General features: G+C 66.5%; 13 protein-coding genes. 10 read left to right on the top strand and 3 right to left on the bottom strand.

Annotated features, from left to right (window positions below; genetic code table 11):
• Positions 1–24 precede the first annotated feature (24 nt).
• The 3 genes from BR78_RS0104490 (at position 25) to trxB (ending at position 6524) form a co-directional block, all read left to right on the top strand.
• Positions 25–1944, top strand: coding sequence for an alpha-L-fucosidase (locus BR78_RS0104490; RefSeq protein ID WP_029728621.1), 1920 nt, complete (start codon positions 25–27; stop codon positions 1942–1944).
• Positions 1945–2338: 394 nt separating this feature from the next.
• Positions 2339–5371: a TonB-dependent receptor domain-containing protein gene (locus tag BR78_RS0104485; RefSeq protein ID WP_231478148.1), complete on the top strand. Its 3033-nt coding sequence runs from the start codon at positions 2339–2341 to the stop codon at positions 5369–5371.
• A gap of 181 nt (positions 5372–5552) precedes the next feature.
• Positions 5553–6524 carry a thioredoxin-disulfide reductase gene (trxB, locus tag BR78_RS0104480; protein ID WP_025587477.1) on the top strand — a complete coding sequence of 324 codons (972 nt, stop codon included), beginning with the start codon at positions 5553–5555 and terminating at the stop codon, positions 6522–6524.
• Between the two features lie 80 nt (positions 6525–6604).
• On the opposite strand, the gene BR78_RS0104475 is transcribed toward trxB, so the two are convergent.
• Genes BR78_RS0104475 through BR78_RS0104465 form a run of 3 tightly spaced genes read right to left on the bottom strand, consistent with a single transcriptional unit; the run spans position 6605 to position 8390 of the window.
• Positions 6605–7393: a hydrolase 1, exosortase A system-associated gene (locus tag BR78_RS0104475; RefSeq protein WP_029728623.1), complete on the bottom strand. Its 789-nt coding sequence runs from the start codon at positions 7391–7393 to the stop codon at positions 6605–6607.
• On the bottom strand, positions 7381–8121 hold the full coding sequence (locus tag BR78_RS0104470) for a hypothetical protein (protein WP_025587475.1): 741 nt from the start codon (positions 8119–8121) through the stop codon (positions 7381–7383). The genes BR78_RS0104475 and BR78_RS0104470 overlap by 13 nt, the downstream gene beginning before the upstream one ends.
• The gene (locus BR78_RS0104465; RefSeq protein ID WP_025587474.1) at positions 8118–8390 is read right to left on the bottom strand and encodes an acyl carrier protein; all 273 of its coding nucleotides are present in this window, start codon (positions 8388–8390) and stop codon (positions 8118–8120) included. The genes BR78_RS0104470 and BR78_RS0104465 overlap by 4 nt, the downstream gene beginning before the upstream one ends.
• Positions 8391–8465: 75 nt before the next feature.
• Between BR78_RS0104465 and BR78_RS0104460 the strand changes: the two genes are divergently transcribed.
• The 7 genes from BR78_RS0104460 to BR78_RS0104430 all read left to right on the top strand — a co-directional run bounded on the left by BR78_RS0104460 (position 8466) and on the right by BR78_RS0104430 (position 17333).
• Positions 8466–9962 carry an acyl-CoA ligase (AMP-forming), exosortase A system-associated gene (locus tag BR78_RS0104460; RefSeq protein ID WP_025587472.1) on the top strand — a complete coding sequence of 499 codons (1497 nt, stop codon included), beginning with the start codon at positions 8466–8468 and terminating at the stop codon, positions 9960–9962.
• A gap of 160 nt (positions 9963–10122) precedes the next feature.
• Positions 10123–11319, top strand: coding sequence for a pyridoxal-dependent decarboxylase, exosortase A system-associated (locus BR78_RS0104455; protein WP_037565943.1), 1197 nt, complete (start codon positions 10123–10125; stop codon positions 11317–11319).
• Between the two features lie 101 nt (positions 11320–11420).
• Positions 11421–12062, top strand: coding sequence for an XrtA/PEP-CTERM system exopolysaccharide export protein (locus BR78_RS0104450; protein ID WP_025587448.1), 642 nt, complete (start codon positions 11421–11423; stop codon positions 12060–12062).
• A 10-nt stretch (positions 12063–12072) separates the two neighbouring features.
• Entirely contained in the window at positions 12073–13584 is a 1512-nt protein-coding gene (locus BR78_RS0104445; protein ID WP_025587449.1) for an XrtA system polysaccharide chain length determinant, read from the top strand.
• Between the two features lies 1 nt (position 13585).
• The gene (locus tag BR78_RS0104440) at positions 13586–14593 is read left to right on the top strand and encodes an AAA family ATPase (protein ID WP_025587451.1); all 1008 of its coding nucleotides are present in this window, start codon (positions 13586–13588) and stop codon (positions 14591–14593) included.
• The gene (locus BR78_RS0104435; protein ID WP_025587453.1) at positions 14590–16191 is read left to right on the top strand and encodes a hypothetical protein; all 1602 of its coding nucleotides are present in this window, start codon (positions 14590–14592) and stop codon (positions 16189–16191) included. The genes BR78_RS0104440 and BR78_RS0104435 overlap by 4 nt, the downstream gene beginning before the upstream one ends.
• A gap of 14 nt (positions 16192–16205) precedes the next feature.
• A complete protein-coding gene (locus tag BR78_RS0104430) occupies positions 16206–17333 on the top strand; it encodes an AAA family ATPase (protein ID WP_025587455.1) in 1128 nt (375 codons plus the stop codon).
• Position 17334: the final 1 nt, after the last annotated feature.

Genomic DNA, 17334 nt, shown 5'->3' with positions numbered 1-17334 from the left:
TGCCCGATACTGAAGAGGATCCGCATGACCGAGCTTTCTCGTCGCAGCCTGATCGCCACCAGCCTGGCGGCGAGCGCGATCCCCTCGATCCCGGCATTGGCGCGGGCCGGCGCGGCGCCAAAGCCTTATGGCGCCGTACCGAGCCCGCGGCAGTGGCGCTGGCACGGCCGCGAACAATATGCCTTCGTGCATTTCTCGATCAACACCTTCACCGACAAGGAATGGGGCTTTGGCGATGAAGACCCCAAGCTGTTCAATCCGAGCGATTTCGATGCCGACCAGATCGTAGCGGCGGCCAAAGCGGGCGGGCTCGGGGGAGTGATCCTCACTGCCAAGCATCACGACGGCTTCTGCCTGTGGCCGACCAGGCGCACCGAGCATTGCATCCGCAACAGCCCCTACAAGGGCGGCAAGGGCGACATCGTCCGCGAGCTGGCCGATGCCTGCCGCCGGGCGAAGCTCCCCTTCGGCGTCTATCTGTCACCCTGGGACCGCAACCATGCCGAATATGGCCGCCCTGCCTATGTCGAATATTACCGCGCGCAGCTGACCGAATTGTGCACGCGCTACGGCGAACTGTTCGAGGTCTGGTTCGACGGGGCCAATGGCGGCGACGGCTATTATGGCGGCGCGCGCGAGGCACGGAAGATCGATGCGCCGCGTTACTATGACTGGCCATCGATCGTCGCGTTGGTCCACAAGCTCCAGCCCAACGCCTGCACCTTCGATCCGCTGGGCGCGGATATCCGCTGGGTGGGCAATGAGGACGGCGTAGCGGGCGACCCGTGCTGGCCGACCATGCCGAACAAACCCTATGACCAGAAGGAAGGCAATTCGGGGGTGCGCGGCGGCGCGCTATGGTGGCCCGCAGAGACCGACGTATCGATCCGCCCGGGCTGGTTCTACCACGCCGACGAGGATTCGAAGGTGAAGAGCCCAGAACGACTGGTCCGGCTGTACGACGAGTCGGTGGGGCGGGGGACCAACCTCAATCTCAACATTCCCCCCGATCGTCGTGGCCGGATCCCCGATCAGGACGTCAAGATCCTGAAATCCTTCGGAGATGCGATCCGCGCGACTTTCGCGCGCGATCTCGCGCAGGGCGCAGTCGCGCATGCCAGCCACAGCCGCGGCTCAGGCTTCGAGCCGGCGCGCGTGCTCGACGGCAACCGCGAGAGCTATTGGGCGGCTCCCGACGGCGTGACGGATCCGACGCTGACCCTCGACCTGAAGCTGGGCACGCGCTTCGACGTGATCCGTCTGCGCGAGTATCTGCCGCTGGGCATTCGCGTGACGCGCTTCGCCGTGGACGCGGAGATCGACGGCAAGTGGCGGACGCTGGCGGAGCGTGCGTGTATTTCGGCGCAACGCGTCATCCGGCTCGGTACGCCGATCGCACCGCGTCGCGTGCGGCTGCGCGTGCTGGAGGCGCCGGTTTCCCCGGCGATCAGCGAGTTCGCGCTGTTCCGGGCAGTCGCGCCGGAGCCGGTGCCGACGATCGTGTCGACCGATCCCAGCGTTCTCGACGTGACCCGATGGACGATCGTATCGGCTAGCGCGCCCGGCGCGGAGAGGCTGCTCGATAACGAGGCGGCGAGCATCTGGGTCCAGCCACGCCCGACGCGGGCGACGCCAGCCCGCGTGACCGTCGATCTGGGCGCCGATACGATTCTGGCGGGATTCAGCCTCACCCCTTCGCGCCAGGTGATGACGGATGCGGCCCCGCCCAAAGGGTATATCGCCGAAACGAGTCGCGATGGCACCAATTGGGAACCTGGCGCGAGCGGCGAATTCTCGAATATTGCCTATGCGTTGTCGACGCAGCGGATCGCCTTTGCCAGGGCGCGGGCCGCTCGATTCCTGCGATTGACCTTTGCCGAACCGGCGGTGCCGGCCGCACGGCTGGCGATAGCCGGCATCGGTGGGTTCATCGCCCCTCGCTGATTTCCTCGGCCGGCACTGTTTGTGAGGGGGCTTCGAGATGTCGAGGCCGCCTGCGGCTGCGCGCATGCATAATCCATCGTGCGGATAGGCGCCCAATATTGCCCTTGGTACGCTTATTCCGCCGAAAGCATAGCACCAAAGCGCTTTTTGGTATTGAAATGTCATTTCATATATGACAACTTTATTATGTTGCTGGCGCGTGCACATCGTGGCGCAATCACTCAAGGCTCGGGAAAGCCACGGTGGCTGCGGCAGGCTCGCGCCGGCGCCTGATCGATAGGTTCGGATCCGGCTGCAGATGGCCGAAGCAGAGGCCTTGCGGTTGGCGCCGAAAACGGCGTGCCGCGAGGAGCCAACGCATATCGACAGCCGATCAACATAAAGGGGTCACCGGATGTCACGTTTGAATCGATTGCTACTGAGCACGACCTGCTTTGCGGGTATGTTCGCGGCGCCTGCGATGGCGCAGGAAGCCGACACTCCGACCAGTGCCGCGGCCGCGCAGGACGAGAATGCAGGCGAGGTGCAAAGCGGGGACATTATCGTCACCGGCAGCCGCATCACGCGTCCCAACATGACGGCCGCGGCGCCGATCACCTCGGTCACTTCCGAATCGATCCGCGCCCAGGCGGCGGTGAACATCGAGGAAGTGCTCAACCGCATTCCGCAGATCGCGCCCGACAGCCAGCAGAATTATCAGGATTCGGACGGCCGCCAGCGCGTCAAGCTGCGCAATCTCGGCTTCGAGCGTACGCTGACCCTGATCGACGGCAAGCGCGTCGGCACGATGAACGGCGTCGACGTCAACATGATCCCGACCGCGCTGATACAGCGCGTCGACGTACTGACCGGCGGCGCCTCGGCGGTGTACGGTTCGGACGCGGTCGCCGGTGTCGTCAACTTCATCATGAAGAACGATTTCGAGGGCATCCAGCTCAACGCGAACTACAATTTCTACGCGCACGACAATCAGCCGGGCCTCGTTTCGCAGGTCGCCAGCCGATACGGCTTCGGGCAGCCCAGCCACGGCCTTGCCGTCGATGGCGGCCGCGTCGACCTGTCGTTGACTGCGGGCACCAAGCTGTTCGACGACCGCTTCCGCGTCTCCGGCTATGTCAATTATCGCAAGGGCGAACTCGTGCCCAACGAGGCACGCGAGACTGCGGGTTGCCAGCTGATCGAGAACGTCAAGGACGGCCCGCTGGCTTGCTCGACCTCGACCTACAGCTATCATGGTTACGTGTCGCCGCGGACGGGCGCCAATAACGGCAACCAATATGTCAACAATCCGGACGGCAGCCGCACTTTCGTCCCCTTTTCGGATGCAGTCGCAGCCAATCCCTATAGCGACTATTCCTTCCAGCGCGGGAACGAGCGCTGGAATGCCGGTGGCTTCGCGTCGTTCGAGATCTCGGACGCGGCGGAGCTCTATGCCAGCGGCATGTGGTTCCACGACAAGTCGGCCAATGGCTTCCCCGCGCGCATCTACAGCTACACTGCCTTCGGCTCCGCGCCCTATCAGGTGAACTGCAACAACCCGTTCCTCTCCGCCTCGCAGGCGCAGGTGATCTGCGGTGCGCAGGCCGGAACCAATGCAATGGTGCCGATCGAGCTGCGCTATCGCTTCAGCGGCGTGCCGGACCTCGAGGACCGCTATCTGAACGAGGGGCTGCGTATCACCGGCGGCGTCCGCGGCGATTTCGCCGAGGGCTGGAGCTATGATGTCGGCGGCGTCTATGCGCGCAACCAGCAGGACTGGAGCTGGTCGTTCCCGTCCGTCGATCGCGTCAACAACGCACTGAATGTCGTCAGCGTGGGCGGCGTGCCGACCTGCGCCTCGGGCGCGGCCGATGGCTGCCTTCCGCTCGATCCGTTCAGCTCGCGCTCGACCGTCAACAATAGCGCCGTGTTCGATTATCTGGTCCGTGACAGCTACGGCACCCAGAGCACGGTCAACAAGCTCTACAACGTCCTCGCGACGGTGCAGGGCGACCTCGGCACCTATGGCATCAAGAGCCCATGGGCGGAGCAGGGCGTGGCGATCGCGTTCGGCGCGGAATTCCGCGAAGACCGGCTCGAGGGCACTGCCGACCAGCTGTGGCGCGACAATATGGGCGGAACCGATCAGAGCCTTTCGCAGCATGTCTGGGAAGGCAATGTCGAGCTCCAGGTGCCGATCGCGCAGCACAAGCCGTTCGCCGACCTGCTGCAGTTCAACGGCGCGTATCGCCTCTCCAAATACAGCAGCAACCCGGAAAAGTTCTCGACCTGGAAGGCGGAAGCTCTGTGGGCGCCGATCCCGGACATCACCTTCCGCGGCTCGATCAACCGCGCCCAGCGCGCCCCAACCGTGGTCGAGGCGTATCAGGGCAGCAACATCAGCTACGACCGCATCACGACCGCGTATAACGACATCTGCGCACCCACGCGCGTGGGGACCACGACCGACCCGAATACGGGTCAGCAGGTTCCGGTCTATGGTGCTCCTCAGGCGTCGCAAGCGGTGTGCGCCGCTACGGGGCTGGCTGCCAACCTCTATGGCAGCCCCACGCTGCTGTGCCCGACCGACGTCGGATGCACGGTGCGCCGGGGCGGCTTCACCGTCGATCCGGAAACGGCCTATACCAAGACCTTCGGCGTCGTGCTGCGGCCGCGGTTCCTGCCGGGTCTGACGCTGTCGGCCGACCGCTTCATGATCGATCTGAACGACTCGATCGGCTATAACGACTACGATTATTTCTCGAACGGGTGCCTTGCCACCGGCAACGACTTCTTCTGCCGGATGTTCGTGCGCAACGCCAATGGCACGCTGTACAGCGCGCCGGCCGGCAATCCGTCCACCGGCTATCTCCGGGGCGGCACGACCAATTACTATAAGAGCAAGTCGCACGGCTGGGACTTCCAGGGCCAGTACGCGCTTCCGCTGGGCGGCGCGGGCCGGCTCGACTTCGACTTCATGGGCTCGCTGACCACCCTCGCGGGCGGCCAGGATTCGCCGATCCTGCCGAAGTATAATTGCGCCGGCTATTATGGCGGCGGCTGCGGCCAGCTGATCCCGAAATGGACCCATGCGCTCCGTACCACCTACACCACTGCCGACCAGTTCTTCAGCGCGTCGGTGAATTGGCGCCATCTGGGGCCGCTCACCAATGTGACGAACTCGGGCGATCCGGCGCTTGGCTGGACCGCGGCGGGCGAGCGGGCGACTTTCTACCGGATCGATCCCTACGACTATATCGACCTGGCGCTCAGCTTCCGTGTGAACAAGGCCTATTCGTTCCGGATCTCGGCGAACAACCTGTTTGACAAGACGCCGCCGATCCTGCCGAATTCGTACAATTACGGCCTGTCGCGCAGCAACACGCTGTCGGCGCGGTACGACTCGCTCGGCCGCCAGATCGCAGTGGGAGCGACGCTCAACTTCTAACGAACCCCAGGGGTCTCCCCCGATGGGCCCACCCCTTCCCCCGGGGGTGGGCCCTTTTTTATCGAGGGGCAGGCTTCACTCATCCACAGATTTGATTTGTCGGCGGGTGGGGAAGCGCAACCCATGTTGCGTCGGACGATGCCGACCCCCTAGATGCGGCAATACAGATTCTGGACACGACATGACCGCTACCCATTCGACTCGCATGCTCATCCTCGGCTCGGGGCCCGCCGGGCTCTCCGCCGCCATCTACGGTGCGCGTGCCGGCCTCGCGCCGATCGTGGTGCAGGGCATCCAGCCCGGCGGCCAATTGATGACCACCACCGATGTCGAGAATTATCCCGGCTTCCGTGAAGTGATCCAGGGCCCGTGGCTGATGCAGGAGATGCAGGCGCAGGCCGAACATGTCGGCGCGCAGATGCTGTGGGACACGATCGTCGAGGTGGATGTCAGCCAGCGGCCGTTCCGCATGGTGGGCGACAGCGGCACCGTCTATATCGGCGACACTCTCGTGATCGCCACCGGTGCGCAGGCCAAGTGGCTCGGGCTCGATTCGGAAGAGCTGTTGAAGGGCAAGGGCGTCAGTGCCTGCGCGACCTGCGACGGCTTCTTCTTCCGAGGCAAGAAGGTCGCGGTGATCGGCGGCGGCAACACTGCGGTCGAAGAGGCGCTCTACCTCACCAATCATAGCCACGACGTGACCTTGATCCACCGTCGCGACAGCCTGCGCGCCGAGAAGATCCTCCAGCAGCGGCTGTTCGCCAACGACAAGATCACGACCCTCTGGAACAAGAAGGTCGAGCGCTTCATCGATGGCGGCGGCGTTGCGGGCCTCGTCGGCATCGAGCTCAAGGACATGGTGACCGGCGAGGTCTCGACGCTCGAGGTGGACGGCGGGTTCGTCGCGATCGGGCATCATCCGGCGACCGAGCTGTTCCGCGGCCATATCGCGCTCGACGATGATGGCTATATCACCGTCGACAAGGGCACGACGCGGACCAACGTCCCCGGTGTGTTCGCGTGCGGCGACGTGATGGACAAGCATTACCGCCAGGCGATCACCGCGGCGGGCACCGGGTGCATGGCTGCGCTCGACGCCGAGCGCTTCCTCGCCGAGAGCGATTTCGAGCAGGTGGCCGAAGCTGCGGAGTGAGCCGAAAGGTTAGTAAAGGTTAGGCGAAAAACACTTCGGCAGCACCCGACGGTCCCACAGCCAAATGTTGAGATAGAAAATCAGAGAGCGGCGATAACCCGCTCGAATACCCAGTTTTTGTCGTCGATCGAGGCAAAGCTGTGGCTGGCGCTGTCGCGTTCCTCGATCCGCGCCTTTGCGCGCGCGGCGCCGAAGGCGGGCCCGCGCCAAGCGTCGTGGAAGGCGAGGGCGGTGTTGTCGCCCGTTGCCAGAAGGATGGTGACCGGCACCTCCGTCTGCGCGAGCGCGGCGGCAAGGCGGATGGGAAGGCCGTCGGGCTGCTGAAGTCGGTTGGCAGAAGCCTTGATCAAGCCACTGATCAACTTGCGAACATTCACGCCACCGCGCAGGAGCCTCAACCACTCCCGCGGGTCGCGCAGGCGCTCGGCGTACCGCGCCCGGATGGCGGCGGCGGGGGGCAGGTCGTCGGTCGGCTCGATCAGCCAGGGGTTGGCGAGAAGCAGCGCGTCCACGCCGGCCGCGGAGTGGAAGAATGCGAGCGCGGTGGCGGCATCGCAATTACCATAAGCGACGACGCGGGTGACGCCGGTCTGCGCGCGGAACGTCGCCGCAGCGGCGGCGAGGTCTTCGGCGCTGCTCTCGAAGCCCTGATTCTCGCCGGTCGAGTCGCCGATGCCGCGACGATCGTAGCGGAACACCGGGTGTCCGGCCTCGGCGACACGCGCGGCGAGTTGCGCCATGCCGCGATGCGCGCCGATGCGGATCTCATTGCCGCCCGAGACGATCAGCAGCCCGGTGGAGCCGGGGGCTTCGTCGAGCGTGCCGAACAGCGTCTCGCCGGCGCAGGGAAATTCGATCAGCCTTCGCATGCGCGCACCCATGCGGCGATGTCGTCGGCGAGCAAGGTCGCGAGCGCGGGATCGTTGTCGGGCTCGGCGCGGCGCCATAGCGGAGCGCCCGGCAGTCTGAGATCGGCGGGCTTTGGGTCACTTTCGAGCCGAACGGTGCGATGGGGGATTTCCGGCGCGTCGTCGCTGGAGAATGGCGTCTTGACCGTCAACTCGGTGAGGATGTCGGTGGAGATGAGATTGCCTGCGATCTCGATTGGTGGGTCTTCGGCGTCCTCGGGGAGGTTGCCATCGAAGAACCAGCAATCGCCGAGCCGCCGGGATGGGCCGATCTCGGCCTGTTTGATGCGGGTGAGTTCGCGGAGCAATTGCGCCCCTTCGACTGGTGCGAAATGCCAGCGGCCGAACATCAGGCCCAGCGCATCCAGCAATGTGCCGCTCCGGATCGAAGCCGCATAGGCTCGCCGCCCTTCCCGGTCGAAAACCTCGACGGCCGATGCATAGGCGTCTTGCATCTTCAGGATCGAAAGCGCGCGCAACGGCACGAGGCTTTCGCCCTGACCGGGAAGATCCGGCAGCGCGCTGGCTATCCCGCGCTCCGCAAGCGCGCGCAGGATCGTCACGACGAACGCCCGCGTACGATTGGCTTCCTCGAACAAGGGAAGCGCCGCGACTACGACCGGGCCGGTATCGGGACCGAAGCGAAGCATCGCCTCGCGCCCGCCGGCCCAGTCATAATGGTCGATCAACCGAGCGCCTTGTCGGCGGCGAAGCGAGCGAGGGCGCCGAAGGTCTCGAGCATCTCGCCATCGACTTCGTCGTCTTCGATCAGGATGCCGAGCCGGTCCTCGATCTCGGTGAGCACGCCCGCCACCGCAAGCGAATCGAGCTCGGGCAGCGCGCCGAACAGGGGCGTGTCCTCGTGGAATGCGCGGGCGCGTTCCTCGCTCAATCCCAACACGTCGCGCAGCACCCCGCGCACGGCGTCTTCAACCTCTGCGAACCCTTCGCGCTGCAATGCATATCCCCTGCGAGCGATTTTTCGCCTCCGTAAGGCTTGGCGGGTGCGCTGCCAAGGCTAAGGTCGGACGCGATGGTCCAGCTCGATCCCGTTCCGAAACCGATAGACGCGCTGCCGATGCGCGGCGCAGCGGAGGCCGTGGCGCTCGAGGATCGGGCGGGAACGCTCAGCTATGCCGAGCTGGAGGCGCGTGTCGGCGGTATTGCCCACGCGCTGGCGGGGCAGGGGCTGACGGCGGGGGATCGCGTCGCGACCTGGCTGCCCAAGACGCGGACGGCGTGCCTGATGCCGCTGGCGGCGCCGCGTGCGGGGCTGGTGCATGTGCCGATCAACCCGATGCTCAAGCGTGCGCAGGTGGCGCATATCCTCGCCGATAGCGGTGCGCGGATATTGGTGACCCAGGCGGCGCGGACCGCGGCGCTGGAGCCGGGCGACGTGCCTGCCGACTGCCGGATCGTCCCCGAGGAGGCGCTTGGCTCGGGCGATGTGCTGCCGCCCTCGAACGCCGATCCCGCTTCGTTGGCGGCGATCCTCTATACCTCGGGGTCGACCGGCAGGCCCAAGGGTGTGATGCTCAGCCACGCCAATTTATGGCTCGGTGCCATCAGCGTGGCGCATTATCTTAATATCAAATCTGAGGATCGTGTACTCGGCGTGCTGCCGCTTAGCTTCGATTACGGGCAGAACCAGCTCTTCTCGACCTGGGCCGCAGGCGGTCGGCTGATCCCGCTCGATTATCTGACCGCGCGCGACGTAGTGAAGGCCGTCGAGCGCCATGACGTCACCAGCCTCGCTGGCGTGCCGCCGCTATGGGTGCAATTGCTCGAGGCGGAATGGCCGGCGGACACCGCGGCTCGGTTGAAGCGGCTGACCAATTCGGGAGGGGCGCTGACGCCGCGGCTGGTGCGCGGGCTGCGCGCGCGTTTTCCCGAAGCCGATCTCTATCCGATGTACGGGCTGACCGAGGCGTTTCGCTCGACGTTTCTGGAGCCTGCGCTGGTCGATGCGCATCCGGAGTCGATCGGGCGGGCTATCCCCTTTGCCGAGATACTCGTGGTGCGGCCCGACGGCAGCCGTGCCGCGCCCGGCGAGACGGGCGAGCTGGTGCATGCGGGGCCGCTGGTGGCGCAGGGCTATTGGCAAGATGAGGAGCGCACCGCGCAGCGCTTCCGTCCGGCGCCCGAATTCGCCACAAGCGGGGGCATGGCGGTGTGGTCGGGGGACAATGTGGTGGAGGATGCGGACGGGCTGCTCCGCTTCGTCGGGCGCGACGACGAGATGATCAAGAGCGCCGGCAACCGGATCAGCCCCACCGAGATCGAGGATGCGGTGCTGAGCGGTGGCGAAGTGGCCGAGGCGGCGGCGTTCGGTGTCGCGGACGAGCGGCTGGGGCAGGCGATCGTGGTGGTGGTGCGCGGGGATGGCAGTCGCGAACACGATCTGCGCGAGCGGCTGCGGCGGGAATTGCCGAGCTTCATGCAGCCGGCGCGGTATGACTGGCGGGAGGAATTGCCGCGCAATGCCAATGGGAAATTGGATCGAACTGCGCTGAAGGCGGCGTTGCAATGATCGGGGCGGATCATGTGCTTTCTCCCCTCCCTGCAAGGGAGGGGATCAAGGGGTGGGTACACGGAAGCGAGGCTCGATGCCTCGTTTCCGTGTTCATTGCTGAACGCGCGGCTGCGCCGCGCACCCACCCCCGGCCCCTCCCTTGCAGGGAGGGGAGAGAATGAACCCCAAGGCCTTCGGCCCGATCCCGCCCGAGTTCCGGGACCTCGACGCGCTGCCCTGGCTAGACGAGACGACGCCCGCCTATGTCTACGACTTCCGCATCGTCGCGGCGCGCGCCGCGCGGTTGCGGGCAGCGCTGCCGCCGGGCGTGGCGGTGCATTATGCGATCAAGGCCAATCCCTTGCCGGCGCTGCTCAAGGCGATCGCGCCGCTCGTCGATGGGCTTGACGTCGCCTCGGCAGGCGAGATGGACCGCGCACTCGACGTCATGGCAGCAAGCGCGATCAGCTTTGCCGGGCCCGGCAAGCGCGATGCCGAGATCGAGCTGGCGATCCGCGCAGGGGTGACGCTCAACGTCGAGTCGGAGGCCGAAGGACAACGTGCGCTGGCGATCGGCGGGATGCTGGGCATGCGACCAAGGTTGGCGGTGCGCGTGAACCCCGATTTCGAGCTGCGCGGCTCGGGGATGAAGATGGGCGGGCGCGCCTCGCCCTTCGGGATCGAGGCGCAGCACGTCGCGGGATTGGTGAAGCGGCTGATCCTGGGCGGTGCCGAGTGGCGCGGGCTGCACATCTTCGCCGGATCGCAGTCGCTCGATACGCAAGCGGTGATCGAGACGCAGGCCGCGACGGTGGCGCTGGCGGCGCGGATCGCCGAGGAGGCGCACCGCGCGCCGCCTTTGGTCAATCTCGGCGGCGGGTTCGGCATCCCCTATTTCCCGGGCGACGTGGCGCTGGATATAGAGGCCATTGGCGCGGCGCTGGCGGGAGAAATCGGGAAGCTGCGCACCAGCTACGCAATCGAGCTGGGGCGCTGGCTGGTGGGCGAGGCGGGGGTGTACCTCGCGCGCGTGGTCGATCGGAAGGTGAGCCAGGGGGAGACCTTCCTGATCGTCGAGGGGGGGCTCAACCATCATCTCGCCGCCACCGGCAATTTCGGCACGGTGGTCCGCCGCAACTATCCGGTAGCGGTCGCGCACCGGATGCAGGACCCGGCGGAGGAGACCGTGACGATCGTCGGCCCCCTCTGCACGCCGCTCGACCGGCTGGCCGACCGGGTGGCGCTGCCCAAGGCGGCGGTGGGTGACGTCATCGCGATCTTCGCCTCCGGCGCCTATGGCGCCACCGCCAGCCCCGCGGCGTTCCTCGGCCATCCCCCGGTGCGCGAGCTGCTGGTCGGGACCGACCACCCCTAACGCTATCTTTACCTCTGAAGACCATAGCTTGCCCTGATCCAGACGGGGGAGCGGCCGAGACGTTGGCCGTGTTCGACCCTGTCGGGGGAGGGAGCTCGAGCATGTTTTTCACGTCGTTTGGCAGGATTTTGGCGGGACTTGGCGTCACTGCCGCTTTGCTGTCCGGGTGCTCCGGGGGGAGCCGACCCGAACTGCCGCCTGCGGGCGCCGTCGCAGGACGCGAGGCGCCGAGCGAGGAATATGTCATCGGTCCGATGGACCAACTCAACGTCTTCGTGTGGCGCAATCCCGAGCTTTCGGCAAAGGTGCAGGTGCGCCCCGACGGCCGCATCACCACGCCACTGATCAGCGACATGCCCGCCGTGGGCAAGACTCCGGCGATGCTCGCGGACGACCTCAAATATGCGTTGGGCGAATATATCAAGGATCCGATCGTATCGGTGATCGTCGAGAATTTCTCGGGCACGTATAGCCAGCAGGTCCGCGTCGTCGGCGCGACCGAAAAGCCGGCGTCGATCCCCTATCGCGCCAACATGACCGCGCTCGACGCGATGATCGCGGTGGGGGGCCTGAGCGAATTCGCCGCGGGCAACCGCGCGCGTCTCGTCCGCTACGACCAGCAGACCGGCAAGCAGCGCGAATACAAGATCCGTCTGGGCGACTTGCTCAAGAACGGGGATATCTCGGCGAACGTCCGCCTCGAACCGGGTGATGTGCTGATCATCCCCGAAAGCATGTTCTGAGGGCGCGGGCATGGGCAGTCTTTTCGACGAACTGCGCGTGGCGCTCCACGCGGTATGGATGCGGCGCTGGATCGCGCTGGCGGTGGCCTGGGGGCTGTGCCTCGCGGGCTGGCTGGTCGTGTCGCAAATGCCGAGCAGCTATGAATCGCGGGCGCGGATCTTCGTCCAGCTGCGGCAAATCCTGCCGACCGACGGGGGCGCTTCGGCGGCCGCGCAGCAGCGCGACATCGATCGCGTCCGCCAGACGCTGACTTCGGCGGTCAATCTCGACAAGGTCGTGCGCGGCACCGATCTCGCCAAGACCGTGTCGAGCGACCGGGATGTCGCCGATCGGATCGCGGGGCTGCAAAAGGCGATCAAGCTCACCGCGCAGCAGGACAATCTGTTCGAGATCGCCGTCACCGCGCCGAGCGGCAAGATGGCGCAGCAGATCGCGCAGAAGCTGATCGACATCTTCGTCGAGGAGAATCTCGCCGACGGACGCGATGCCAGCGGGCAATCCTTGCGCTTCCTCGACCAGCAGCTCGACGTGCGCCAGAAGGCACTGCAGGAAGCCGAGGCCAAGAAGGCCGATTTCGCGGCGCGCTATCTCGGTTCGCTGCCGGGTACCGGCTCGCTCAACGACCGCATCGGCGCCGCGCGCACGCAGCTTTCGCAGATCGAGTCGGACCTTGCGGCCGCGCAGAGTGGTCTCAGCGCGGTCAACGGCCAGATGGCGGGCACGCCGATGAACGTCGCAGGCCAGGGCGCCGCGGTCACCGGACCGGCGCGCGCGCGGCTCCAGGCGATCCAGGGCCAGCTCGCCGAAGGCCGCAGCCGCGGCTGGACCGACAGCCATCCCGACATGATCGCACTCAACAACCAGCTCGCTGCGGCACAGGCGGCGGCGCGCGCCGAGCCTGCCGTGAGCGGTGCGGCGGGGGCCAATAACCCGCTCTATCTCAGCCTCAAATCGATGCAGGCCGACAAGGCCTCGACGGTGGCGGCTCTCACCCAGCGCAAGAGCCAGATCGAAAGCGATCTCGCCCAGTTCGAGGCCAAGATGGCGGAAGCCCCGGGCGTCGCCGCCGAGCAGGGCCAGATCGACCGCGAATACCAGGTCCTCAAGGACCAGTATGACAAGCTTCTCTCGGACCGCGAGCAGGTGCGCATCCGCAGCCAGGCGCAGACCGAGACCGATGCGGTCAAGTTCAACGTCGTCGATCCGCCGACGCTGCCGCGCGCGCCGACTGCGCCCAACCGGCCGTTGTTGCTGATCGCGGTGTTGATCGCCGGCTTGGGCGGCGGCGTGGCCGCGGCCTTCGGGCTGGGCAAGCTGACCACGACCTTCTCGACCGCGTCGCGGCTGGAGAAAGCGAGCGGGATGCCGGTGATCGGATCGATCGCAGAGGTGCTGACCGCCGCGCAGATCGAACTGCGCCGCAAGCGACTGACGCTCTTCGCGGGGGGACTGGCGGGGCTGGTCGTCGCGTTCGTCGGGCTGCTCGGCGTCGAGTTCCTCCAGCGTGGCATGGGGGCCTGAGATGAACGACGAAACTCCGCGCCGCTATCGCGGCTCGCTGCTCGAACGGGCGGCGGAGCAATACGGCTTCTCGCGGCCGGTCATAGTGCCCGCGCCGATTTCGACGCCGGACGAAGAGCCGCTGACGCTGACCGTCCGCATGCCCGAGCCCGCGCCCGAGATGCCGGCGGTCGAACCGCGAGCGCCGCAGCTGCGTCGCGGTTTCGCGCCCGAGACGGTTGCCGAAGTCGAAGCGCCTGCGCCCCGGCCTGCACCGCGCACCGGCCGCCGGACCGCATCGATCGATCGGGTCGCGCTCCGCGAGGGCGGAATGCTCGTCCCCGGCGGACAGATCACTGCGATGGCGGAAGAATTCCGCATGGTGAAGCGCCAGCTACTGCTCACTGCACGCGCGGTGGCGGCGAAGGACGGTGTCAGCGCGGCCGATCGTGCGCGGATGATCCTCGTCTGCTCGGCGCAGCCCGACGAGGGCAAGACCTTCTGCGCGATCAACCTCGCACTTTCGATGGCGGCCGAGAAGGACATGGAGATCCTGCTGGTCGACGCCGATTTCGCCAAACCCGACGTGCTCGACCGGCTGGGACTGCGCGAGGGCCCCGGCCTGCTCGATGCGCTGGCGGGCACGGCGGACGTCGAGGACTGCATCGTCGATACCGATGTGCCGCAACTGTCGGTGCTCCCGGCGGGCACCAAGACCAACAGCGATACCGAGCTTCTGGCGAGCGATCGCGCCCGCGCGATCCTCGACGGGCTGGCCAAGGCCAATCCGCGCCGCATCGTGATCTTCGATTCGCCGCCCGCGCTGGCCGCGTCGCCCGCGGCGGTGCTCGCGGCGCAGGCCGGGCAGGTGATGCTCGTCGTCCGTGCCGATCGCACCAGCGAAAGCGACCTGCGCGAGGCAGTCAGCGTCCTCGACGGCTGCGAGCACATCCAGCTGCTGCTCAATTCGGTTTCGTTCCAGCCCGGCGGTCGCCGGTTCGGAAACTATTATGGGGAGGCGGGCGAGTGAGCCGGCTCATCATCACAGCCGCGGTCGCATTCGTCTGCGCGGCCACGCCGGCTACTGCCCAGCGCACGCGTGTGTCGCCTTATATCGAGGCGAGCCAGGTGCTCGTCTCGGATCTGAGCAATGGCGGCGACGTGCTGACCTATTCGACGGTCGGCGCCGGGATCGACGCGCAGGTGACTACCCGCCGCGTGGAAGTGCAGGTCAGCTACCAGTACGAACACCGCTTCGCCTATGACAAGGATCTGGCGGACGACTCGATGCACAGCGGCCTTGTCCAGGCGCGTGCGAAGATCACCCCCGAATTGACGCTCGAAGGCGGTGCCATCGCGACGCGTGGGCGTTCCGACATCCGCGGCGACGCCCTGGGCACTGCGCAGGGCAATGTCAGCAACAGCAGCCAGGTCTATTCGGTCTATGCCGGGCCGAGCCTCGCCACGCATGTCGGCAAGGTGTTCGCCAATGCCGCCTATCGCTTCGGCTACACCAAGGTCGAGACGCCCAATGGCGGCACCGGCGTTCCGGCCGGATCGCCGCCGCTCGATCGCTATGACGATTCGAAGGTTCATGTCGCCACCGCGAGTGTAGGCGTGAAATCGGGCAACGGACTGCCGGTGGGCGTCACGGCGAGCGGATCGTTCACGCGCGAGGATGCCGGGCAGCTCGACCAGCGCTTTGAAGGCAAGTTCGCTCGTGGTGACGTGGTGCTCCCGGTCGGGCGCGGCATCGCGCTCGCAGCGGGCGTGGGATATGAGAAGATCGAAGTCAGCCAGCGCGACGCGTTGCTGGCCGGCGGTTTGCCGGTGATCGACCGCAACGGCCGCTTCGTCACCGACCCGTCCTCGCCCCGCCGGATCGCCTATGATTTCGACGGCACCTTCTGGGATGCGGGCGTGATCTGGCGTCCCAGCCGCCGCACCTTCCTCGAGGCGCGTGTCGGCCGCCGCTACGGCTCGATGAGCTATACCGGTTCGGCGAGCTATCAGATCGGCCCCGGCAGCGGCGTGCAGATCGGCGTATACGACAGCGTCGAGACCTTCGGGCAGCAGCTCAACGGCTCGCTGACGCGGCTCCCGACCAGCTTCGTGAACACCACCGATCCGTTCGGCAACCAGTTCAGCGGCTGCATCTTCGGTACCACCGGTGCCGCGGCGGGCGGCTGCCTCAATCAGGTGTTCGCATCGACCGTCACTTCGGCATATCGTTCGCGCGGCGTGACCGGCGTCGCCGTACTCAACCGTGGCAGCACGCGGATCGGCGTGGGTGGCGGCTATGCCCGGCGCACCTTCCTCACGCCCCAGAGCGTGGGCGGGGTGAGCATCGACGGCACGTCGGACGAGAGCATCTATGCGCAGCTCTTCGCCTCGGGCGATGTCGGCCGCAACGGCTCGATCAGCACGAGCGTGTTCGGCAGCTGGTACAATAGCGATCTCGCCGGGGCCCAGGGCATTTTGGGCTATGGCGCGAACACCGCTTACACGCACATGTTCGGACCGCTCGGCGCGACTGCGTCGCTCGGGTTGTTCGGTTTCGACAGGGAAGGCGACTCCAACGCGACTGCGCAGGCGCAGGCGCTGGTGGGGCTGCGCTACGGATTCTAGAGCCGAGGCAAGCAATGTACGACGACCATTATGGACTGAGCGGCAGGCCGTTCCAGCTTACGCCGGACCCGCGCTTCTGGTTCGACACCGCGACGCATCGCAAGGCGATGGCCTATCTCGGCTATGGGCTGAGCCAGGGCGAGGGCTTCGTGGTGATCACCGGCGATCCCGGCGTGGGCAAGACCACGCTGATGGGTCATCTGCTCGGCGAGATCGACGAAGAGCGGCTCAACGTCATCAAGATCGTCTCGACCCAGCTGCGCCCCGAGGATCTGCTCCAGACCGTCTGCGCCGGGCTCGAGATCGATGCGAACGGCGCGAGCAAGTCGGCGATGCTGGCTGCGATCGAGCATGGCCTGCATGGCGTGGCGCGCGATGGCCGCCGCACCTTGCTGATCATCGACGAGGCGCAGGCACTGCCGGCGGAAAGCCTGGAGGAGCTGCGCATGCTCTCCAATTTCCAGGCGGGCGGCTATGCGCTGCTCCAGATCTTCCTGCTCGGCCAGCCCGAATTCCGGCTGACGCTGCACGACGGCAAGCTCGAGCAATTGCGCCAGCGCGTGATCGCGATGCACCATCTGGCGCCGATGGATGCCGATGAAGTCGAGCCTTATCTGCTCCATCGCCTGTCGTGCGTCGGGTGGCGCGGCAAGCCGCGTTTCACCAACGACGCGCTGGCGGCGATCCATCGCTGGTCGGGCGGCATTCCGCGCCGGGTGAACCAGCTCGTCGGCCGGGTGATGCTGTTCGGCGCGATCGAGCAGATCGACACCTTCGGCGCGCCCGAGCTGGCGGCAGTGATCGCCGATCTCGACAATGACGGTCCGGCACCGGTCGCGCGCGTCCGCAGCGATGCGTTCGTCGAGCCGCTCGAACTGCGCGACATCGCGCCGATGCCGATGGGCACGCCGACGCCGTCGGAGCCCGTCGAGGCGCGGCCGCTTCGTGCCGAAACGGTCGTAGAGACTGTGGCGCCCGTCGCCGAAGCGTCGCTCGATCGCCGCATCGCCGAGCTCGAGAAGCAGCTCCAGGAGCAGGATGCGGCGCTGCGTCGCGTCCTGACCCTGTTGGTCGACTGGGTCGAGAGCGGCGACGGCGATCGCCGCCCGGACCTGTCGAGCCTGCGCGGGCACGCGGCCTGAC

The sequence above is a fragment of the Sphingomonas sp. UNC305MFCol5.2 genome (assembly GCF_000712135.1).
In the GTDB taxonomy this organism is placed as follows: domain Bacteria; phylum Pseudomonadota; class Alphaproteobacteria; order Sphingomonadales; family Sphingomonadaceae; genus Sphingomonas.
Note: the sequence above shows the minus strand (reverse complement) of the source record. Positions and strands in the feature narration are given on the sequence as shown.